Source organism: Kluyvera sichuanensis, from assembly GCF_014218705.1.
Lineage (GTDB): Bacteria > Pseudomonadota > Gammaproteobacteria > Enterobacterales > Enterobacteriaceae > Kluyvera > Kluyvera sichuanensis.
In genome coordinates, this window is sequence record NZ_JABBJF010000025.1 from 23,070 (window position 1) to 43,702 (window position 20,633).

The 20,633-nt window shown below is 55.9% G+C and carries 22 protein-coding genes; 8 read left to right on the plus strand and 14 right to left on the minus strand.

Going from position 1 to position 20,633, the window contains the following annotated elements; all coding sequences use genetic code 11:
* Nucleotides 1-36: 36 nt before the first annotated feature.
* From HII27_RS20355 to aspA, 4 genes are all read right to left on the minus strand, one after another.
* Entirely contained in the window at nt 37-1,731 is a 1,695-nt protein-coding gene (locus HII27_RS20355; protein WP_185669287.1) for a protein-disulfide reductase DsbD, read from the minus strand.
* Nucleotides 1,707-2,030, minus strand: a complete 324-nt coding sequence (gene cutA / locus HII27_RS20360) for a divalent cation tolerance protein CutA (RefSeq protein WP_185669288.1) — start codon at nt 2,028-2,030, stop codon at nt 1,707-1,709. Before cutA ends, HII27_RS20355 begins: the two co-directional genes overlap by 25 nt.
* Nucleotides 2,031-2,143: 113 nt before the next feature.
* Nucleotides 2,144-3,445 (minus strand): anaerobic C4-dicarboxylate transporter, encoded by a 1,302-nt coding sequence (locus tag HII27_RS20365; RefSeq protein ID WP_185669289.1) that lies wholly within the window; start codon nt 3,443-3,445, stop codon nt 2,144-2,146.
* Nucleotides 3,446-3,556: 111 nt separating this feature from the next.
* Nucleotides 3,557-4,993 (minus strand): aspartate ammonia-lyase, encoded by a 1,437-nt coding sequence (gene aspA / locus HII27_RS20370; protein ID WP_185669290.1) that lies wholly within the window; start codon nt 4,991-4,993, stop codon nt 3,557-3,559.
* Nucleotides 4,994-5,330: 337 nt separating this feature from the next.
* Between aspA and HII27_RS20375 the strand changes: the two genes are divergently transcribed.
* Entirely contained in the window at nt 5,331-5,807 is a 477-nt protein-coding gene (locus tag HII27_RS20375; RefSeq protein WP_185669291.1) for an FxsA family protein, read from the plus strand.
* Nucleotides 5,808-5,946: 139 nt separating this feature from the next.
* Here the strand turns inward: HII27_RS20375 and yjeH are convergent, their stop codons facing one another.
* Nucleotides 5,947-7,182 carry an L-methionine/branched-chain amino acid transporter gene (gene yjeH / locus HII27_RS20380; protein WP_185669292.1) on the minus strand — a complete coding sequence of 412 codons (1,236 nt, stop codon included), beginning with the start codon at nt 7,180-7,182 and terminating at the stop codon, nt 5,947-5,949.
* Nucleotides 7,183-7,436: 254 nt separating this feature from the next.
* On the opposite strand from yjeH, the gene HII27_RS20385 reads away from it, so the two are divergent.
* On the plus strand, nt 7,437-7,730 hold the full coding sequence (locus HII27_RS20385) for a co-chaperone GroES (protein WP_003855929.1): 294 nt from the start codon (nt 7,437-7,439) through the stop codon (nt 7,728-7,730).
* A gap of 33 nt (nt 7,731-7,763) precedes the next feature.
* Entirely contained in the window at nt 7,764-9,410 is a 1,647-nt protein-coding gene (gene groL, locus HII27_RS20390; protein WP_185669293.1) for a chaperonin GroEL, read from the plus strand.
* Between the two features lie 76 nt (nt 9,411-9,486).
* Here the strand turns inward: groL and iadA are convergent, their stop codons facing one another.
* Genes iadA through HII27_RS20405 form a run of 3 tightly spaced genes read right to left on the minus strand, consistent with a single transcriptional unit; the run spans nt 9,487 to nt 11,783 of the window.
* Complete coding sequence (gene iadA / locus HII27_RS20395) at nt 9,487-10,653, minus strand: beta-aspartyl-peptidase (RefSeq protein ID WP_185669324.1); 1,167 nt, start codon at nt 10,651-10,653, stop codon at nt 9,487-9,489.
* A 9-nt stretch (nt 10,654-10,662) separates the two neighbouring features.
* Nucleotides 10,663-11,124 carry a YjiG family protein gene (locus HII27_RS20400; RefSeq protein WP_185669294.1) on the minus strand — a complete coding sequence of 154 codons (462 nt, stop codon included), beginning with the start codon at nt 11,122-11,124 and terminating at the stop codon, nt 10,663-10,665.
* Nucleotides 11,121-11,783, minus strand: coding sequence for a nucleoside recognition domain-containing protein (locus HII27_RS20405; RefSeq protein WP_185669295.1), 663 nt, complete (start codon nt 11,781-11,783; stop codon nt 11,121-11,123). The genes HII27_RS20400 and HII27_RS20405 overlap by 4 nt, the downstream gene beginning before the upstream one ends.
* A gap of 236 nt (nt 11,784-12,019) precedes the next feature.
* On the opposite strand from HII27_RS20405, the gene HII27_RS20410 reads away from it, so the two are divergent.
* The gene (locus HII27_RS20410) at nt 12,020-12,373 is read left to right on the plus strand and encodes a DUF4156 domain-containing protein (RefSeq protein WP_185669296.1); all 354 of its coding nucleotides are present in this window, start codon (nt 12,020-12,022) and stop codon (nt 12,371-12,373) included.
* A gap of 43 nt (nt 12,374-12,416) precedes the next feature.
* Here HII27_RS20410 and yjeJ read toward each other — a convergent pair whose 3' ends face one another.
* The gene (gene yjeJ / locus HII27_RS20415) at nt 12,417-13,280 is read right to left on the minus strand and encodes a YjeJ family protein (protein ID WP_185669297.1); all 864 of its coding nucleotides are present in this window, start codon (nt 13,278-13,280) and stop codon (nt 12,417-12,419) included.
* A 150-nt stretch (nt 13,281-13,430) separates the two neighbouring features.
* Nucleotides 13,431-14,459, minus strand: coding sequence for an EF-P beta-lysylation protein EpmB (gene epmB, locus HII27_RS20420; RefSeq protein WP_185669298.1), 1,029 nt, complete (start codon nt 14,457-14,459; stop codon nt 13,431-13,433).
* 40 nt (nt 14,460-14,499) lie between these two features.
* On the opposite strand from epmB, the gene efp reads away from it, so the two are divergent.
* The 3 genes from efp to sugE all read left to right on the plus strand — a co-directional run bounded on the left by efp (nt 14,500) and on the right by sugE (nt 15,853).
* The gene (gene efp, locus HII27_RS20425) at nt 14,500-15,066 is read left to right on the plus strand and encodes an elongation factor P (RefSeq protein ID WP_185669299.1); all 567 of its coding nucleotides are present in this window, start codon (nt 14,500-14,502) and stop codon (nt 15,064-15,066) included.
* 182 nt (nt 15,067-15,248) lie between these two features.
* Nucleotides 15,249-15,395, plus strand: coding sequence for a lipoprotein toxin entericidin B (ecnB, locus tag HII27_RS20430; protein WP_185669300.1), 147 nt, complete (start codon nt 15,249-15,251; stop codon nt 15,393-15,395).
* 140 nt (nt 15,396-15,535) lie between these two features.
* Nucleotides 15,536-15,853 carry a quaternary ammonium compound efflux SMR transporter SugE gene (sugE, locus tag HII27_RS20435; RefSeq protein WP_185669301.1) on the plus strand — a complete coding sequence of 106 codons (318 nt, stop codon included), beginning with the start codon at nt 15,536-15,538 and terminating at the stop codon, nt 15,851-15,853.
* 70 nt (nt 15,854-15,923) lie between these two features.
* Here the strand turns inward: sugE and frdD are convergent, their stop codons facing one another.
* From frdD to frdA, 4 genes are read right to left on the minus strand one after another with little or no spacing between them, the layout of a single operon-like run.
* Nucleotides 15,924-16,283 carry a fumarate reductase subunit FrdD gene (gene frdD, locus HII27_RS20440; RefSeq protein WP_035894225.1) on the minus strand — a complete coding sequence of 120 codons (360 nt, stop codon included), beginning with the start codon at nt 16,281-16,283 and terminating at the stop codon, nt 15,924-15,926.
* Between the two features lie 10 nt (nt 16,284-16,293).
* Nucleotides 16,294-16,689: a fumarate reductase subunit FrdC gene (gene frdC, locus HII27_RS20445; RefSeq protein ID WP_185669325.1), complete on the minus strand. Its 396-nt coding sequence runs from the start codon at nt 16,687-16,689 to the stop codon at nt 16,294-16,296.
* Nucleotides 16,690-16,699: 10 nt separating this feature from the next.
* Nucleotides 16,700-17,434 carry a succinate dehydrogenase/fumarate reductase iron-sulfur subunit gene (locus HII27_RS20450; protein ID WP_115074771.1) on the minus strand — a complete coding sequence of 245 codons (735 nt, stop codon included), beginning with the start codon at nt 17,432-17,434 and terminating at the stop codon, nt 16,700-16,702.
* Nucleotides 17,427-19,217 carry a fumarate reductase (quinol) flavoprotein subunit gene (frdA, locus tag HII27_RS20455; RefSeq protein WP_185669302.1) on the minus strand — a complete coding sequence of 597 codons (1,791 nt, stop codon included), beginning with the start codon at nt 19,215-19,217 and terminating at the stop codon, nt 17,427-17,429. Before frdA ends, HII27_RS20450 begins: the two co-directional genes overlap by 8 nt.
* A 310-nt stretch (nt 19,218-19,527) precedes the next feature.
* Here frdA and epmA point away from each other — a divergent pair, with 310 nt between their 5' ends.
* Nucleotides 19,528-20,505, plus strand: coding sequence for an elongation factor P--(R)-beta-lysine ligase (gene epmA / locus HII27_RS20460; RefSeq protein WP_185669303.1), 978 nt, complete (start codon nt 19,528-19,530; stop codon nt 20,503-20,505).
* Nucleotides 20,506-20,633 lie beyond the last annotated feature (128 nt).

The following is a 20,633-nucleotide window of genomic DNA, read 5'->3' on the forward strand; positions in this document are numbered from 1 at the left end:
CTCCTCCGTTGACGGCTATCCGTCTAAAAGTGTTGTCTACGGTTGGCGATCGCGCAAATGTGCGCGAAACGCGGCGGCATCTTTGAAGCCGGTGACCCGTAGTGCGGGCTGCTCGTTGCCGTTCTCATCAAAGAAGAGAATGGTCGGCAGGCCCAGAACCTGTAAATGTTTTAGCAGCGCCACGTCCTCGGCGCTGTTGGCGGTCACGTCTGCCTGGAGCAGTACGGTGTTTTGCAGCGCCTGCTGTACCTGCGGGTCGCTGAAGGTGTACTTCTCAAACTCTTTGCAGGCCACGCACCAGTCGGCGTAAAGGTCGAGCATCACCGGCTTGCCCTGAGCGCTGGCGAGCGCCGCGTTCAGCGTCTCAACGTTATTGATGCGGGTAAAGTTGAGGTGCGATTGGCTCTGCGTGACGGAGGTGCCAAAGGCCCAATCCTGAAGCGGGCGCACGCTGATCAGCGCGGCGGCCAGCAGAAGAATTTGTCCAATGCGCTGCCACGGTTTTTGCAAACCCAGGCTGGTGATAAATGCCCAGCCGAAGAACGCCACGCCGAGCATTGACCACAGCCGTAGCCCCCAGACGTCGCCAATAATACGTTCCAGCAGGAACACCGGCAGGGCGAGGATCACAAAGCCAAAGGCGGTTTTGACGTGCGCCATCCACGGCCCGCTTTTCGGTAGCAGGCGGTTGCCGAATACCGTCACCAGAATCAGCGGCAGCCCCATGCCCAGCGCGTAAAGGTACAGCGTACCGCCGCCGAGCCACAGATTACCGCTCTGGGCGATGTACAGCAGAATGGCGCTCAGCGGGGCAGTGGTGCACGGTGAGCAGATAAGCCCGGCAATCGCGCCCATCGCAAATACGCCGCCCATCGAGCCGCCCTGCTGGCGGTTGCTCAACAGGGTGAGACGGGTTTGCAGCGACGATGGCAATTGCAGCGAGAAAGCGCCAAACATCGACAGCGCCAGCAGGATAAACACCGCCGACAGGCCAATCAGCACGTACGGGTGTTGAAGGGCGGCCTGGAACTGCATTCCAGCGGCGGCCACCACCAGGCCGAGCGCGGTGTAGGTAAGCGCCATGCCCTGCACGTAGATAAAGGCCAGCAGCAGCGCGCGGGCGGTGGAGAGGCGCTGTTTACCGCCGAGGACGATGCCGGAGATCAGCGGGTACATCGGCAGGACGCAGGGGGTGAAGGCGATGCCGATGCCGATTAATAGGGCCCAGAGGGCGGAGAACGGTAAGTCCGCGCTAGGGTTGCCCCTCACCCCGGCCCTCTCCCCGGTGGAGAGAGGGGGAAGGGCTTCGACCGCACTCAATGGTACGGTTTTGGTCTCTGGCGGGTAGCAGAAGCCCGCGTCGGCGCAGCCCTGGTAGGTGACGGTGAGCGTCGCACCTGCGTTCGCCTGGGTTAGCGTCACCGGCACGGTCAGGCTGTGGCGATAGATCTCGCTTTTGCCGTAGAACTCGTCGCTATGCCACTCGCCGTTGGGCAACTGGAGCGGAGCGATGCTGGCGTTAGCCGGGGTCACCTGCACCTGCTTGCGGTAGAGGTAGTAGCCGTCTTTCACCTGCCAGGTGAGGTTCACATCATGCTGATTTTGTTGAAAATCGAAGGCAAAAGCCTGATCGGCAGGAACAAAATTGGTGCGGCCGGGCGCGTCAAACAGCCCGGCAAAGGCCGAGGTGCTGCACAGCAGCAGAATCAGCGTAAGGAAGCGTTGAGCCATGAGAGGTAATCAGTGTCTGCGTGAGTAACGGGTAAAACCAGAAGTTCGGGCGTTTGATACGGGTGGTGAGCCTTCAGACAGTCGAGCAGCGCTTGCTGGTGCGCGTGGTCGGTTTTCAGCAGCATCTGCACTTCATACTCCTGTTCGAGTTTCCCCTCCCAGTAGTAGAGCGATGTTGCGCCGGGAAGTAGCGTGGCGCAGGCCGCCAGCTTTTCCGCCAGCACTTTCGCCGCCAGATCCTGGGCGGTAGCTTCATCAGGAGCAGTACAGAGAACCACAACAGCGTCGGGAATACTCATTGCAAACCTCGTATCGATGAAAAGAGGCACTATAGCACGGCGGGAAAAAGGGGTTGAGTGAATCGGGCCGCAGAGCGGCCCGACTTTAACGATTTTTACATGGCGTCACAGGGCTAGAGCATCAGCCCGCCGAAGATAAAACCGAGGATCACGCACAAAGCGATAGCAATCACGCCCGGCACCAGGAACGCATGGTTAAACACGTATTTGCCGATACGGGTAGAGCCGGTGTCATCCATTTCTACCGCTGCCAGCAGCGTAGGGTAGGTTGGCAGCACGAACAGCGCGGAAACCGCAGCGAAGGACGCAATGGCCGTCAACGGGGTAACGCCCAGCATCAGCGCTGCAGGCATCAGTGCTTTAGTGGTCGCCGCCTGGGAGTACAGCAGGGTAGCAGCAAAGAACAGCACCACCGCCAGCAGCCACGGGTAGTTGTTCAGCAGATCGCCCGCGATGGCCTGGATGTCGGCAATATGGGCTTTGACGAAAGTATCACCCAACCACGCGACGCCTAGTACGCACACGCAGGCGCTCATGCCGGATTTAAAGGTGCTGGCGTTGAGGATCTCACCGGTATCGACTTTACAGGTGATGCAAATCAGCGTGGCGATGGTCAGCATGAACACCACAATCGCTTCGTTGCGCGGCAGTACCGGGTTCTGAATCAGCCCGACGGTGTCGCTGATGGCGGTGGCGTAGAACATCACGGCCACGATACCAATCAGGAACAGCAATACGGAGCGCTTCGCATGGGGTTTCAGCTCAAACACTTTGCTGCCGCGCAGGCGCACTTCGCCTTTGGCCAGACGCTCCTGATACACCGGATCGTCTTTTAGCTCGCAGCCGAGGAAGTTACAGACGAGGGAGGTCAGCAGTACGGCAATCAGCGTGACCGGAATGCAGATGGAGAGCAGTGTCAGGTAGCTCACGCCCATCGGTTCCAGAATGCCCGCGAAGAACACCACCGCGGCGGAAATCGGCGAGGCGGTAATCGCAATCTGCGAGGCGACCACGGCGATAGAGAGCGGACGAGAAGGGCGAATACCCTGCTCTTTAGCCACTTCGGTAATCACCGGCAGCGTGGAGAACGCGGTGTGCCCGGTGCCTGCCAGAATGGTCATAAACCAGGTGACTAGCGGCGCTAAGAAGGTGATGTATTTAGGGTGACGGCGGAGCAGTCGCTCAGCCAGGCTGACGAGATAATCCATCCCGCCAGCGATTTGCATCGCGGCAATCGCGGCGATGACCGCCATGATGATTTCAATAACGTCAAAGGGGATAGCGCCGGGTTTAATTTGAAAGATGAGCGTCAGCACCAGCACGCCGAAACCGCCAGCGAAGCCGATGCCGATACCCCCAAGTCTTGCCCCCAGATAAATGGCAAGAAGCACAATGACCAGTTCTGCTCCAAACATATTAGCCTTCCTTGTATTGCTAGATTGATATGTAATTGTTGTGTTTTGGTAAACTATAGATACAAAAAAGGCATGTCACGATGACATGCCTTTGTGCGTTATTCGGGAAGCTTACTGTTCGCTTTCATCGGTATAGCGCTTCGCTTTATAGGCCGGATGCATCAGGTTCTGCGGGGAGAAGATATCGTCCAGCTCCGCTTCCGTCAGCAGGCCGCGCTCCAACACCACTTCACGTACGCTCTTACCGGTTTCGGCACAAATTTTACCGACGATGTCGCCGTTATGGTGGCCGATGAACGGGTTGAGGTAGGTGACGATACCGATGGAGTTATAGACGTAGCTTTCGCACACTTCTTTGTTCGCGGTGATGCCGTCGATGCATTTTTCCAGCAGGTTGTAGCAGGCGTTGGTCAGGATGTGGATAGACTCAAACAGCGCCTGTCCAATCACCGGCTCCATCACGTTCAACTGCAGCTGACCGGCTTCAGAAGCCATGGTGACGGTGGTGTCGTTGCCGATGACTTTGAAGCACACCTGGTTCACCACTTCTGGCACCACCGGGTTCACTTTGGCTGGCATGATGGATGAGCCCGCCTGCAGTTCCGGCAGGTTGATTTCGTTCAGGCCAGCGCGTGGGCCGGAGGAGAGCAGGCGAAGGTCGTTACAGATCTTCGACATTTTCACCGCCAGGCGTTTCAGCGAGCTGTGTACCATGACGTAGGCGCCGCAGTCGGAAGTCGCTTCAATCAGGTCTTCCGCCGGGACAACCGCCAGATTACTGACTTCCGCCAGCTTCTGTACCGCCAGCTGTTGGTAGCCGTCCGGGGTGTTCAGGCGAGTACCGATAGCGGTCGCGCCGAGGTTCACTTCCAGCAGCAGTTCTGCGGTGCGCAGCAGGTTTTTGGTCTCTTCGGTCAGCAGCACGTTGAATGCGTGGAATTCCTGGCCCAGGGTCATTGGTACCGCATCCTGCAGCTGGGTTCGACCCATCTTCAGGACGTCCTGGAATTCCGCTGCTTTACGCTGGAAGCCTTCGCCCAGCTGATTAATCGCGTCAATCAGCTTCAGAATAGAGGTGTACACCGCGATGCGGAAGCCGGTTGGGTAGGCATCGTTGGTGGACTGGCATTTGTTGACGTGGTCGTTCGGGTTCAGGTACTGGTATTCCCCTTTCTGGTGGCCCATCAGCTCCAGGCCGATGTTCGCCAGTACCTCGTTGGTGTTCATGTTAACGGAGGTGCCTGCACCGCCCTGGTAAACGTCTACCGGGAACTGGTCCATGCATTTGCCGTTATTCAGAACTTCATCACAGGCAGCAATAATGGCATTTGCTACGCCTTTAGGGATCGTCTGAAGCTCTTTGTTCGCCAGGGCCGCTGCTTTTTTCACCATCACCATCCCACGAACAAATTCCGGGATGTCGCTGATTTTGCTATTGCTGATGTAAAAGTTTTCAATCGCTCTCAGAGTATGAACGCCGTAGTAAGCGTCAGCCGGAACTTCCCTGGTACCCAACAGATCTTCTTCGATACGAATGTTGTTTAGCATGTGAACCTTCTATTTGCGAGCTGCCAATGATTTCACCAAATACGCATAATCTGAATGGTTATGCGTTTTATGACCGCAGATTATTTCCTTAATCGGCCCAGTGTCTATGATCATATGCTGATAATAGCGGATTGCAGTAATCTGGATCACTTATTATCAGACGGAACGGATAAGAATTATTGATTTGTGAAATGAGTCACCGCTTGACCATTGTTGACAAAAATATGGATGCGCGCTGATTGAAATGCGGCGAATCACCACCATTTAAAAGTAGTGCAGCGGGCCGTGAATCGCTGCAAACGCGCGAACCGCGTGATTTTTCGAACAGGAGATGCCAGTGCGCTGGATACCGTTAATTGCCATTTTTCTCTATGTTTACATTGAGATATCGATTTTTATCCAGGTCGCCCATGTGTTTGGCGTCCTGCTGACGTTAGTACTGGTTATTTTTACCTCCGTCATCGGCATGTCGCTGGTGCGCAATCAGGGCTTCAAAAACCTGATGCTGATGCAGGAAAAAATGCAGGCGGGCGAAAGCCCGGCGGCCGAGATGATCAAAAGCGTTTCGCTGATCCTCGCCGGTTTGCTGCTGCTGTTGCCAGGGTTCTTCACCGACTTCTTGGGTCTGGTGCTGTTGCTGCCGCCGGTGCAGAAACACCTCACCGTGAAACTGATGCCGTATCTGCACTTTAATCGGATGCCGGGCGGCGGTTTTGCGGGCGGTACCACGAGCGGGCAGACTTTTGACGGTGAGTATCAGCGTAAGGACGAACGTCCTGACCAGTTGGATCATAAAGACGATAATCGCCCATAAGCCGTGGCGATGATAAAAAGCCGGAGCGCGTTGTGCCTCCGGCTTTTTTTATGGCGTTGGTGCGGTCCCGGCGTCGCTGCGCTCGGCCGGGCTACAATTTGACACGTAGCCCGGCCGAGCGCAGCGACGCCGGGAATGCTCAGACCTTTCTTTTCGGCAGCAACACCCACAGCGCCGCCAGCATCACGATCGCGTACAGGCTCTTCCATCCCACCATCGACAGCAGCAGCACGCACAGCGCCACGCCCACGACGGATAATGCGCGGTAGCGCCCGCTTAACAACCGGCATCCCGCTAGCATGCATAGCAGGTAAATCATAATAAAGATGCCGTTGGCGTAGACGATCAGCGCATCGAGGTTGATGTTCAGCCAGTAGCTGGCAAGCGTGCTCACCATGCAGCTGCCAATCACCACGCTCAGCGCATTACGCGGTACCAGCCCCGGTGAGAGGCGCGCCAGATAGCTATCCGGTTTAGACTGAGCCTGCGACCACACCAGCCGGGCGAAGCTCTGGATGTAGATATTGAGGCTAGCGAAGCAGGCGAGGAAACCGACGACGCTCGCCACCCACAGCGCCTTCACGCCGAACAGTTGTACCACGATGGTCGGCAGCGAAGCCGCGGCAGTATTGGCAGCACCGTAGGCGTGGAAGTGCAGCACCAGTACGGTACAGGCCCAGTAGACCACGCCTGCCAGCAGCAGGCCGATAATCAGCGCGCGCGGGAAGTCGCGCTCCGGGTTGCGGAACTCCGAAGCCATATGGGCAAATGCCTCCAGGCCGACGAAGCACCAGAACATCACCGACAGCGCGGCGAAAAGCTGTGAACTGTCGATATCAGGCAGGGCCGGGAAAGGGATCGCTTTTACTGAGATATCGCCGTAGACCCAAATAGCGGCCAGCAGGGCAACAATTAAAATGGCGACCAGCGTCTGCAAATTAGCGCTGGAACTGGCGCCGCGTGAGCCCAGCCACCAGACGATCGCCAGCGTGGCGACCTCCGCCATCAGCAACTGCCAACCGTGCCAGCCGAACAGCGCCTGGGTAAAGCCGGAGGCAATATGCAGCGCGGCGGGCAGGCCAACCGGGATAACCGAGAGAAACAGCCAGCCGGTAACGCGAGCGAGGCGAGGGCCAAAGGCCATTTCGACGAAGTGCGCTACGCCGCCTGCGCTAGGGAAGTGTCGGCCGAGGAGGGCAAAGACGATAGCGACAGGAAAGACCAGCACGATTAACGCGGGCCAGGCCCACAGGCTGTTGTCACCGGCAACCAGCGCGCCCAGCGCCGGAACGGCAAAGACCCCGGTGCCGAGCAGCGACGTCGATAGTAATCCTACTCCCTGAACTAACCCGAGCTCCTGTTTAAGTCCCGCCATGTCCCTCGTCCACACTTTTACAAAAAGAGCAAAATGTTACCACATCCCCTCTCCCGGCAGCCCCGCGTCATTGTGCTGTTCTACGCTGGCAATACAGCGATTTATCGCGATTGCGCAGCCGGATGAAATTTTTTTTAGGGTGCCCCCTTGAAGGGCAAAATAACCATCCCCATCTCTCAGGCACTAGCCGGAAAACCGCTTACGGCCCGGCATCACCCATAACTGATAATGACTTTCTCAAAGGAGAGCTATCAATGAGTATTCGTCCGTTACATGATCGTGTGATCGTCAAACGCAAAGAAGTTGAAACCAAATCTGCTGGCGGCATCGTTCTGACCGGTTCTGCGGCAGCAAAATCAACTCGTGGCGAAATCATCGCTGTCGGTAAGGGCCGCATCCTGGAAAACGGGACCGTGCAGCCGCTGGACGTTAAAGTTGGTGACATCGTGATTTTCAACGATGGCTACGGCGTGAAATCTGAGAAGATCGACAATGAAGAAGTGTTGATCATGTCTGAAAGCGACATCCTGGCAATTGTTGAAGCGTAAGCAACGCGCGAACGAATTTGAGGAATAGAAGAAATGGCAGCTAAAGACGTAAAATTTGGTAACGACGCTCGTGTAAAAATGCTGCGCGGCGTTAACGTACTGGCAGACGCAGTTAAAGTTACCCTGGGCCCTAAAGGCCGTAACGTTGTTCTGGACAAATCCTTCGGCGCACCAACCATCACCAAAGATGGTGTTTCTGTAGCACGTGAAATCGAACTGGAAGACAAGTTCGAAAACATGGGTGCTCAGATGGTGAAAGAAGTTGCCTCTAAAGCGAACGACGCTGCAGGCGACGGTACCACCACCGCGACCGTACTGGCTCAGGCTATCATCGCAGAAGGTCTGAAAGCCGTTGCTGCGGGCATGAACCCAATGGACCTGAAACGTGGTATCGACAAAGCTGTCGTTGCTGCGGTTGAAGAGCTGAAAGCACTGTCCGTTCCTTGCTCCGACTCTAAAGCGATTGCTCAGGTTGGTACCATCTCCGCTAACTCCGACGAAACCGTAGGTAAACTGATCGCTGAAGCGATGGATAAAGTTGGTAAAGAAGGCGTGATCACCGTTGAAGACGGTACCGGTCTGGAAGACGAACTGGACGTAGTTGAAGGTATGCAGTTCGACCGTGGCTACCTGTCCCCATACTTCATCAACAAACCAGAGACTGGTGCTGTTGAGCTGGAAAGCCCGTTCATCCTGCTGGCTGACAAAAAAGTATCCAACATCCGCGAAATGCTGCCAGTTCTGGAAGCCGTTGCGAAAGCCGGCAAACCACTGGTTATCATCGCTGAAGATGTTGAAGGCGAAGCGCTCGCTACTCTGGTGGTTAACACCATGCGCGGTATCGTGAAAGTCGCTGCTGTTAAAGCACCTGGCTTCGGCGACCGTCGTAAAGCGATGCTGCAAGATATCGCAACCCTGACCGGCGGTACCGTTATCTCTGAAGAGATCGGTATGGAGCTGGAAAAAGCCACCCTGGAAGACCTGGGTCAGGCTAAACGCGTTGTGATCAACAAAGACACCACCACCATCATCGATGGCGTGGGTGAAGAAGCTGCGATCCAGGGCCGCGTTGCTCAGATCCGCAAACAGATTGAAGAAGCAACTTCTGACTACGACCGTGAGAAACTGCAGGAACGCGTAGCAAAACTGGCTGGCGGCGTTGCGGTAATCAAAGTCGGTGCGGCTACCGAAGTTGAAATGAAAGAGAAAAAAGCGCGCGTTGACGATGCCCTGCACGCGACCCGTGCTGCGGTAGAAGAAGGCGTGGTTGCTGGTGGTGGTGTAGCGCTGGTTCGCGTAGCCGCTAAACTGGCTGGCCTGGCTGCTCAGAACGAAGATCAGAACGTCGGTATCAAGGTTGCGCTGCGCGCAATGGAAGCGCCACTGCGTCAGATCGTTTCCAACGCCGGTGAAGAGCCATCTGTTGTTGCGAACAACGTGAAAGCGGGCGAAGGTAACTACGGTTACAACGCCGCAACTGAAGAATACGGCAACATGATCGACTTCGGTATCCTGGACCCAACTAAAGTGACCCGTTCTGCTCTGCAGTACGCGGCATCCGTTGCGGGCCTGATGATCACCACCGAGTGCATGGTGACCGACCTGCCAAAAGGCGATGCTCCTGATTTAGGCGCAGCTGGCGGCATGGGTGGCATGGGCGGTATGGGCGGCATGATGTAATCGTGCGCTATACCCCATAGCATCAAGAAACCCCCGAGCAGAAATGCTCGGGGGTTTTTCTTTATGTGCTGGGGTGTTATTCCTCGAAAGTGCCTTTAACGCAGGCTTTACCGTCGCGCACCATCTGCTTTCCCTTCGCCCATACTTCCTGAATACGCAGTTCCTCATCCAGAACGATAAAGTCGGCATCACAGCCCGGCGACAGTCGTCCCTTATGACCAAACCCAAGAAATTCCGCCACGTTACGGGTGAGCGGCAACAGCGCCTCTTCCAGCGGAAGATGATGCTGTTTCACTAACTTCTGTACCGTTTCCAACAGCGATTCGAACCCGGCGACGCCGATGCCTATCAGGTTACCGTTGGCGTCAAAATGCGGTTGGCTTCCGTTACCGTCTGAACTCAGTGTTACTCTTGATGAGGGAACATCGCCTTCCCGGGCCGTCATAATGGCGCTTGCGGGGTCGATAGGCTCGTCGATGCTGCTGGTGATATCGATGTATCCACCTTCCCGGGCAAAGCGCAGGGCGGCAAGAAACAGCGACTGAGCGCGATTAACGTGGGTGGGAAGCAGCTTGGTTATCGGAACATCGGCATGATGCAATATGTCATAGACGGGTTCCAGTTCACGTGGGCTGTTGCCCATATGAAAAACGGAAATCCCGGCTTTGGTTCCCAACAGGCCGCCAACCCGTGATTGTGCCGCCATCGTGGCGAGTTGCGCGGACGTCGGTGCCGATGAGCGGTGGTCGGAAATCGCACATTTGACGCCAATGACTTTATCAATAAGCGCAACGTCTTTTTCGACGCTGCCGGTTAGCGTGGGCGACGGAAGCCCATAAGCGCCGGTCAGCATCCAGGCGCTTATCCCTTCGTACTCCAGCGCGCGGGTTTTGGCCAGTAACGACTCAGGATGACGTGTCACGCCGTCGGTGCCGAGTAAGCCAACGACCGAGGTGATCCCGGCAGCGACAAGTTTCGACAGGCGTACTTCCGGGGTCCGCGTATGAGGACCTGCCTCGCCGCCGCCGCCAATCAGATGCACGTGCTGGTCGATAAAGCCAGGGCACACGGTCGCCCCGTTAAGGTCGCTTATTGGGCAGTCCGGGAGGGCGATGTCTGCGCCAGCCTGTTCAATGGCGATAATTTTTCCTCCGGCGACGAGGAGATCGCACATACCGCGCTCTTCAGGTGCGAAGAGGTGCGCATTGCGAAATAAGTGTGGCTCCAGCAAAGAGAAATTCATCATTCTTCCTTAGAAAAGTATCTGCATCACCCACATGGAGAGCAGGGCGTTGGCGATACAGATAACGATGATATGGGGATAATACTTCGGATTCACGCCTGCGGTGCCCAGACAGCGGCCGGTATTCTGAACCGGGTTACCCATCAGATAAATGGCGGGCAAAAGCACGGTGGCATCATGACCGCTGAGCGTGCCGGCAACCACCAGGCTTGCGCATACGCCGACGCCTCCGCCCATGCTCATCACCGACGCGAGCAACACCGTGGCGGCCACGCCGGGTAGCCCCCACAATGCCATCACGGGCTCGCAGACCTTGCCAACGATATCCAGTAGTCCGGTGACCTTAAGCGCCTGGATGATGACGAATGCCATCACCACGTTGGGCAATAGGCTGGTTGTGGCGATGGTAAACCCGCGGCGAGCGCCGTCGATAAATAAATCCATGATATTTTTGCGCGGCAACGTCGTCATTCTTTTGCCTCCTGCTGTGTGCGGTTTTCACAGTGCGCGATCCACAAGCGCAAGAAATTGGCACCGATAAACTTAAACACCAGAATGACAACCAGGGGGGTAATCACCGGGACGCTGATGACCGTAAACAGCGCTGCGCCGGAAGAGAAGTAGTTGGTGATAATGGCGCTTCCGCTGGTCTGGAAGGTGGCGAAAATTGCGCGTTCTTGATCGCTGATAGCTCCTTCGTCGGCAAGCTCTTTGGTCATGCCTGCCGCCGCATCGGTGTTTTGTAGATTTGCGATAAGCGCCAGCGAGCAGATGCCGGGGATGCCCAGTATAGGACGCAGAATGGGGGTCATCAGCTGTTGTGCGGCGCGAAGCCCACCCAGCCCTTCAGTAACCGAGATGATCCCCAGTGATAAAATGACGGATGGGGCAAGCTCAAGGGCAAACAGGAAGCCATCTTTCGCTCCTACCCCACCCACCCCACGGAAAGATAACGCGTTTTCTCCCGCCGTATTCACCTGCCCAAAACTGCCATTCAGAACCGTAAAGTCAAAAACGCGCCACCATTCGGTGCTTTTCGCAAAGCAGCCTGAGAAAAATATAATGGTCAGCAGGAAAACGAAATAACCTACCCACGTCACCTTGTCCTCTCCTGAGGATGTTTTACTCATGTTGCCTCCTTGGTTTTTTAATGCCGTGCATCACGTTGCACCTGGCAACACTAAAACCATATCGAGGTTAATGACGATATCCTTAGGCGATTATCGGAATACATTTAGATGGGAGGGATCAAGGAGTTGTCATGCCCGTTGTAAAAACGCACGGGGAATTCTCTTTTGGTCATCTTTTTAGTATAAGGTTTACACACGGACGACTTGCGTCCAGCTCATTGATTATGGGGAATAACATGCAGGTAAAATATTTGGCAGGGATCGTTGGTGCGGCGCTGCTGCTGGCCGGCTGTAGCTCAACCACGGAACTGACCTCTGGCGGCCAGAACGTGCGCTTTGTAGAAGAGAAGCCGAGCGCGGAGTGTCAGTTGCTGGGTACGGCGACTGGGGCGCAGGGTAACTGGCTGTCAGGGCAGCAGGGCGCGGAAGGCGGCTCTATGCGCGGTGCGGCAAATGCGCTGCGTAACCATGCCGCTGAAATGGGCGGAAACGTGATTTATGGCGTGAGCAGCCCAACGCAAGGCATGCTCTCCAGCTTCGTACCGACCGACAGCGAAATGAACGGCCAGGTCTATAAGTGCCCGAACTGATTCATGCGTAGCGCCCCCGCTAGTATTCCGGGGGCGTAGTGCTTCAGGCTTTCTCTGCGTTTTTTTCTACGCTTTGCTGTAGCTGATACAGCGCCTGCATATAGGCATCCGCCGTGAAGGTTTTACGTTTGTCAGAAGAGAGCGCTCTGACAAAAACCTGGCACGGTAAGCCCGCGAGTTTCTGCAGCCTTGGGCTGCAATCTAACAGTCGACGGGTGACAGCCTCGACGTCTTTGGTGCCCGGCTTGCTGCGCGTTTTGATCGCCGTCCCGCTAAACTGCGTGTTCCCTTCGCTATCGGTATAACGATAGACAACCGCCAGATGGTGAACGAACAGGTTTCGTTTCCAGGCTGGATGGTCGTAGGAGTCATACTCCAGGTTGCCGCCTGCCTTGTAGTCCACGTCGTACAGCGGCAGGAAATCCAGCATGGAAGAGATACGCAGCGACAGTTCGTTCATCCCCGCGTTATTGATGGCATGGACCATTACGGTCACCAGCAGCTCGATTTGCAGCAGATCAACAACCAGCTCGACCTTTTTACCGGAGTGCAGCGTCAGAGTGAACGTCTGGCTTTCATTGTCATCGTTGGTGAGCGAGATGGCGTTGACGCGCAGATTGACGTCAGCATGCTCCAGCGCTTCACGCTGAAGCGCCGGGATATTCTGGTGCATTTTCTGCGCGGCTTTATCGCGCGCTTTTTCGTAGCGGCTGCGCTCGTCCGCGCTGAGCAGAGGAAGCTGCGCGAGGCGGTATTCGAGGGCGATAAACAGGTCTTTCAGGGCGATAGCGGGCAGGAAAAAGAGCGACTCTTTTTTACGCGGCTCTTTAATTTTCAGGGCCAGCGCAATGAAATTATTTTCCTGACGAATGACGCCTGCGTTAATGCCTTTGATGGAAATAGACAAACGGTTCTCCTTAACCATTTTTTAGTTAAATGTATTTATTTAACTTATTGATTTGGTTTATTTTTAATGGCGATATGAATCGTTAAAATAACACAGACCGTTATGATGTCCAAAAAAACAGGCAGACCGAAGTCTGCCGATTTATTTCGTTTATCGCTGACGTAGCTGGAGATCCAGCGGCGTTTTACTTGGCTCGCCGCCAATTTCTCGCGCCAGTTTCGGCACCATATAACCGGAGATAAGCGTGAGCAGCTCGCGCATAATTTCGCGCGCTTCGTCATCGCTGACGAGGAAGTGGGCCGCGCCCTGAACTTTATCCAGCACGTGCAGGTAATATGGCATCACGCCAGCATCAAACAGCGCATTGCTGAGATTGGCCAGGGTTTGTGCATTATCGTTCACGCCGCGCAGCAGCACGCTCTGGTTGAGCAGCGTTACGCCCACGCGGCGCAGTTGCCCCATGGCATGGCGGAAGGCATCGTCAATCTCGTTGGCGTGGTTGATATGGTTAACCAGCAGGATCTGCAGCGATGAATTCGCAAAGCGGCTAACCAGCGTGTCGGTAATGCGAGCCGGAATGACGATCGGCAAGCGGCTATGAATACGCAGGCGCTTGATGTGCGGGATGGCTTCCAGTTGGGTGAGTAGCCAGTCCAGTTCGTGATCTTTTGCCATCAGCGGATCGCCGCCGGAGAAAATGATTTCGTCGAGTTCCGGATGCGCACTGACATAGTCCAGCGCAGCCTGCCAGTTTCGCTTATTACCCTGGTTCTCGGCGTACGGGAAGTGACGACGGAAGCAATAACGGCAATTTACCGCGCAGCCGCCTTTTACCAGCAATAACGCACGGTTATGGTACTTATGCAGCAGGCCAGGCACCACGCTGTGCTGTTCTTCCAGCGGATCGGTGGAAAAACCAGGGGCGGCGATAAACTCTTCCTGCGAGGTAAGTACCTGACGTAAAAGCGGATCGTTCGGGTTGCCTTTCTCCATGCGCGCCACAAATGCGCGCGGAACGCGCAGGGCAAACAGGCGCTTAGCCTCACGGCCAGCGAGCAGATTTTCATCAGCGTCTATATTCAGAAGACGTAATAGTTCATCCGGATCGGTGAGAACATCGGCAAGTTGCATCAACCAATCTTCTCTGGATGGGGTATTTAGGGTTACAATATGCGCCATTTTGTGGCTTAGCTACCATTTAACAATTTCAGAGGGCCTTATGGCGACTTACTATAGCAACGATTTTCGTGCTGGTCTTAAAATCATGATGGACGGCGAACCGTACGCGGTTGAAGCCAGTGAATTCGTTAAGCCGGGTAAAGGTCAGGCATTCGCGCGCGTTAAGCTGCGCCGCCTGCTGACCGGTACTCGCGTAGAGAAAACCTTCAAGTCTACCGACTCCGCTGAAGGCGCAGACGTTGCCGACATGAACCTCACCTTCCTGTACACCGACGGTGAATTCTGGCACTTCATGAACAACGAAACCTTCGAGCAGCTGGCTGCCGATGAGAAAGCCGTTGGCGAAAACGCGAAATGGCTGCTGGATCAGGCTGAATGCATCGTGACCCTGTGGAACGGTCAGCCTATCTCCGTGACTCCGCCGAACTTCGTTGAACTGGAAATCATTGAAACCGATCCAGGTCTGAAAGGCGATACCGCAGGTACTGGCGGCAAACCAGCTACCCTGTCCACTGGCGCAGTGGTTAAAGTTCCACTGTTCGTCCAGATTGGCGAAGTGATCAAAGTGGATACCCGCTCCGGCGAATACGTATCTCGCGTGAAGTAATTCATGCTTTGATCGCCCGGCGCAGCAGTGATGCTGCGCCAGCCTTTTCCCCGTTCGATCCAATCTTCTGTCTTTCCCGCTTCGTCTTCTTCCGAAAAAAAACGCTGACATCCAACATCCTGAGTGAAGTTGTCTATGCTTATGAAGCAAGATAACGATAACTGGCTCTTAAGGATGACATTATGGTGAAAAAAGCGATCGCAGCATTTTTTACGGTTCTGGTTCTCTCCTCTGTGCTCACGGCCTGTAACACCACGCGAGGACTTGGCGAGGATATTTCCGACGGTGGTAGCGCTATTTCTGGGGCCGCAACCAAGGCGCAGCAATAAATCGAGTCTGACGGTACGACGTACGGTTGTACCGTCGTTTTTCAACGCCTATAATCCCCCCGTTATACTTTCCAACACCTTGCGGGACGACCCGTAAGCGTATCTCAACCGGGGACGGCCCCATCGTTATGGAGCCTGAAATGTCCTGGTTAATTCTCTTTATTGCTGGCCTGCTCGAAGTCGTCTGGGCTGTCGGCCTGAAATACACCCACGGTTTTAGCCGCCTGGTGCCGAGCGTGATTACCATTGTGGCGATGATTGCCAGCATGGCGCTGCTGTCGTGGGCGATGAAAAGTCTGCCGGTAGGAACGGCCTATGCGGTATGGACGGGGATTGGCGCGGTTGGCGCGGCGATTACCGGCATTCTGCTGCTGGGTGAGTCAGCAAGCCCGATGCGCATCGCCAGCCTGGCGCTGATTGTGATGGGAATTATTGGCTTAAAGATGAGCGCGCATTAATAGCCTCGGCCGGGCTACGTGTGATGTCGTAGCCCGGCCAGGCGTAGCGCCGCCGGGAAGCGGCACGGCGTTAAATAAACAGCACGCCGACCAGTGTGACCACCGTCAGAATCGCTGCCAGACCGTAGAACACCCATTTCCCGTTCGGGACGTGGATCTTCAGATCATGCATCGCATGGTGAATACGGTGCAGACCACACCACAGCGGCAGAACGATCATCAGGAAGATAAATGCGCGGCCAATCAGGCTGTGGGCAAAGCCCAGCACGCGTTCGTAGCTGAAAGCATCGGCCGGTGCCAGGCCTAACGGCAGCAGTACGCCAACCAGCAGCACGATGACCGGTGCAATAATCGCGCCCCACATGCCGCCTGCGCCAAACAGACCCCAGAATACCGGTTCATCGGAACGTTTTGGGTTCGGGTTAATCATACCAGTCTCCTTACCAGAACAGCGCGACAAACAGAATCACCACGCTGACTAGCGCGGTAACCACCCAAAGCCCTTTGATAATCGGCTCTGGCCCCATTTTTTCGCTTTTAACGATGATGTTGGCAGCCTTTGGCGCCAGCTCAAACCAGGTTTTGGTATGCAGCAGCGCGGCGGCCAGGGTAATCAGGTTCAGCACCACCACCACCGGGTTTTGCAGGAAACCAACGTATCCCGCCCAGCTTTCTGCACCGTGCTTCAGCGCAAACAGACCGTAAATCAGCACGATGCTGAACCATACCGTTGGCACCGCCGTCCCTTCACGCAGCATATAGAAGCGATAAAACGGCAGCTTTCTCCACCAGGTGGACGGCATTGGCCGTACATAGGGTTTGCGTTTAGTCGTCATCATGCACTCCTTAGCGTGGTTTCAGGGTAGCGATAAGAAAGTCTTTCGAGCTTTCCACTTTGCCCTGCTGAATGGCGGCTGCCGGGTCGACGTGTTTCGGACACACTTCGGAGCAGTAGCCCACAAACGTACAGGTCCAGACGCCGTTCTGGCCGTTCAGCTGCGCCATGCGCTCTTTCTTACCGTGGTCGCGGCTGTCTTCGTTGTAGCGATGCGCCAGGGTAATCGCCGCCGGGCCGATGAACTCTGGGTTCAGGCCAAACTGCGGGCAGGCGGCATAGCACAGGCCGCAGTTGATGCAGCCGGAGAACTGGTGGTACTTCGCCATCTGCGCCGGGGTTTGGGTGTTTGGCCCTTGATCCGGCGTGCGCGGGTTGCCGATGATATACGGCTTAATCGCTTCCAGGCTCTCGATAAAGTGGGTCATATCGACCACCAGATCGCGCTCGATAGGGAAGTTTGCCAGCGCCTCAACCTTGATGCCTTTGGTGTATTCACGCAGGAAGGTTTTACAGGCGAGCTTCGGCACCTTGTTGACCATCATGCCGCAAGAACCACAGATAGCCATACGGCAGGACCAGCGGTAGCTCAGGTCCGGCGCGAGGTTATCTTTGATGTAGCCCAGGGCATCCAGCAGTGAAGTCTGCTCATCGTAAGGCACCTCATAGAAGGCGCTGTGCGGTGCGCTGTCCACTTCCGGGTTGTAGCGCACAATCTCAATTTTTAAATTCTGCATCTCAGCCATTCGCCGTCTCCTTCTTCTCGGCCGCTTCGGCTTCGGCGCCATAGACGCGTTTTGCCGGTGGCAGGGTCGTTATCTTCACATCGCTGTAGTCGAGGCGCGTAGTGCCGTCGGCGTCGCGGAAGGCGAGGGTATGCTTGAGGAAGTTGACGTCGTCACGTTCGGTACAGCCTTCGTCCAGACGCTGGTGTGCGCCGCGAGACTCTTTACGCGCCATGGCGGAGTGCGCCATACATTCAGCCACGTTCAGACCATGGCCCAGCTCGATGGTATAGAGCAGGTCGGTGTTGAAGACGCTGGAGGTATCGGTAATGCGGACGCGCTTGAAGCGCTCCTGCAGTTCCGCCAGCTTATCGATGGTTTTCTGCATCAGTTCCGGCGTACGGTAAATACCGCAGCCTTCTTCCATCGACAGGCCCATCTCGTCGCGGATCTTCGACCAGCTTTCGCTGCCTTCCTGATTCACCAGCGCTTTCAGGCGGTTTTCGATGTCGCTGACCTGCGCGTCCAGCGCGCTGCCGTTGGCTTCACCGGCGGTTGCCGCACGGGCCATCGCCTGCTCACCGGCCATGCGGCCAAAGACCACCAGTTCTGCCAGCGAGTTGGAGCCCAGACGGTTGGCGCCGTGCAGGCCGACGGAAGAACATTCGCCGACGGCAAACAGCCCTTTAATGCGGGTTTCACACTGCTGGTCGGTTTCGATACCGCCCATGGTGTAGTGCGCGGTTGGGCGAACTGGAATAGGCTCTTTCACCGGGTCGACGCCAACGTAGGCTTTTGCCAGTTCGCAGATGAACGGCAGACGCTCCAGCAGCTTTTTCTCGCCAAGGTGACGCAGGTCGAGGTAGACCACGTCGCCGCGCGGGGTAGGCACGGTGTTGCCTTTGCGCCATTCGTGCCAGAAGGCCTGGGAGACTTTGTCGCGTGGACCCAGCTCCATATATTTGTTTTTCGGCTCGCCCAGCGGGGTTTCCGGGCCCATGCCGTAATCCTGCAGGTAGCGATAGCCATTTTTGTTGATCAGAATACCGCCTTCACCGCGGCAGCCTTCGGTCATCAGGATGCCCGAGCCCGGCAGGCCGGTCGGGTGATACTGGACGAACTCCATGTCGCGCAGCGGAACGCCGTGGCCCAGCGCCATGCCCATGCCATCACCGGTGACGATGCCGCCGTTGGTGTTGTAGCGATAGACGCGGCCTGCGCCGCCGGTGGCCATCACCACCGCGTTGGCGCGAATTTGCACCATCGTGCCTTCCATCATGTTCATCGCCACCAGGCCGCGAGCCTGACCATCATCGACCAGAATATCGAGGACGAAGTGCTCATCAAAGCGTTGGATTTGCGGGAATTGAAGGGAGGTCTGGAACAGGGTATGCAGCATATGGAAGCCGGTCTTATCGGCGGCAAACCAGGTGCGTTCAATCTTCATTCCGCCGAAGCGGCGAACGTTGACGCTGCCGTCAGGACGACGACTCCACGGGCAGCCCCACTGTTCGAGCTGGGTCATTTCGGTTGGGCAATGATGGACGAAGTAATCGACGACATCCTGCTCGCAAAGCCAGTCGCCACCGGCGACGGTGTCGTGAAAATGGTATTCGAAGCTATCATGGTCCTGTGCGACGGCGGCGGAGCCACCTTCAGCGGCCACCGTGTGGCTGCGCATAGGATAAACTTTTGAGATCAACGCGATTTTGGCTTTTGGGTTGGCCTGAGCGGCTGCGATAGCAGCACGTAGCCCGGCCCCGCCTGCGCCAATAATGGCTAGATCGGCTTGAAAGGTTTGCACGACATTCCTCCAGATTTTTGTTATTTCACAACAGGCTGCGTTGGGGGATATCACGTGGCCTGCGCAAAAACGTTTCCACTGCTCCTTTATGGGTAAAGCAGTATACCCGTAGGGTTGTGGGGGAAATTTGATGTGTTCGATTTTTTTGTCGTTATGTGCGGCTATTTATCACTGTAGCTGATGAATTACATTGCGGAATTAATTAGGGAAATGTTGCCCCCGGCCATAGGGGAAATGATTGAGCAATATTTGTGTCGTGTATCACTTGCGGGTAGACTTCGTGCCCTTGTCTGAAATCGGAGAAAAAAACATGAGCGAGACGGCAACCTGGCAGCCGAGCGCATCCATCCCTAACCTGTTAAAGCGTGCGGCACTGATGGCGGAAATCCGCCGTTTCTTTGCCGACCGTGGAGTACTGGAGGTGGAGACGCCTTGTATGAGCCAGGCAACGGTAACTGACATTCATCTGGTTCCGTTTGAGACTCGCTTTGTTGGCCCAGGCCATTCCCAGGGGATGAACCTGTATCTGATGACCAGCCCGGAATACCACATGAAGCGCCTGCTGGCGGCGGGGTGTGGCCCGGTGTTCCAGCTTTGCCGTAGCTTCCGCAACGAAGAGATGGGGCGCCACCATAACCCGGAATTCACCATGCTGGAGTGGTATCGTCCGCACTTTGATATGTATCGCCTGATCAACGAAGTGGACGATCTGCTGCAGCAGGTGCTGGAAACCCAGCCGGCAGAAAGCCTCTCCTATCAGCAGGCATTCCAGCGCCATCTGGAGATTGACCCGCTGTCTGCCGACAAAACGCAGCTGCGCGAAGTGGCGGCGAAGCTCGACCTGAGCAACGTGGCTGATACCGAAGAAGACCGTGACACGCTGTTGCAGCTGCTGTTTGCCTTCGGCGTAGAGCCGCACATCGGTAAAGACCGCCCAACCTTCGTTTATCACTTCCCGGCAAGCCAGGCATCGCTGGCGCAGATCAGTGCTGAAGACCATCGCGTGGCCGAACGCTTTGAGGTTTACTTCAAGGGTATTGAGCTGGCGAATGGTTTCCACGAGCTGACCGATGCTCGTGAACAGCAGCAGCGCTTTGAGCAGGATAACCGTAAGCGCGCGGCGCGCGGCCTGCCGCAGCAGCCTATCGATCAAAACTTGCTGGACGCGCTGGCCGCCGGCCTGCCGGACTGTTCCGGCGTGGCGCTGGGCGTTGACCGCCTGATCATGCTGGCGCTGGGGACGGAAACGCTGGCTGAGGTGCTGGCCTTTAGCGTCGATCGCGCATAACCCGCTATCCTGAAAGATAAAATGGCGCTTTTTGCGCCATTCTTAGTGATATATTTTCAAATTCCCTCTTAAGGTCACAAGATTAGTCTGGTTATTTGCTATCATCCAGCCAGCAATTTCTCGCGTCG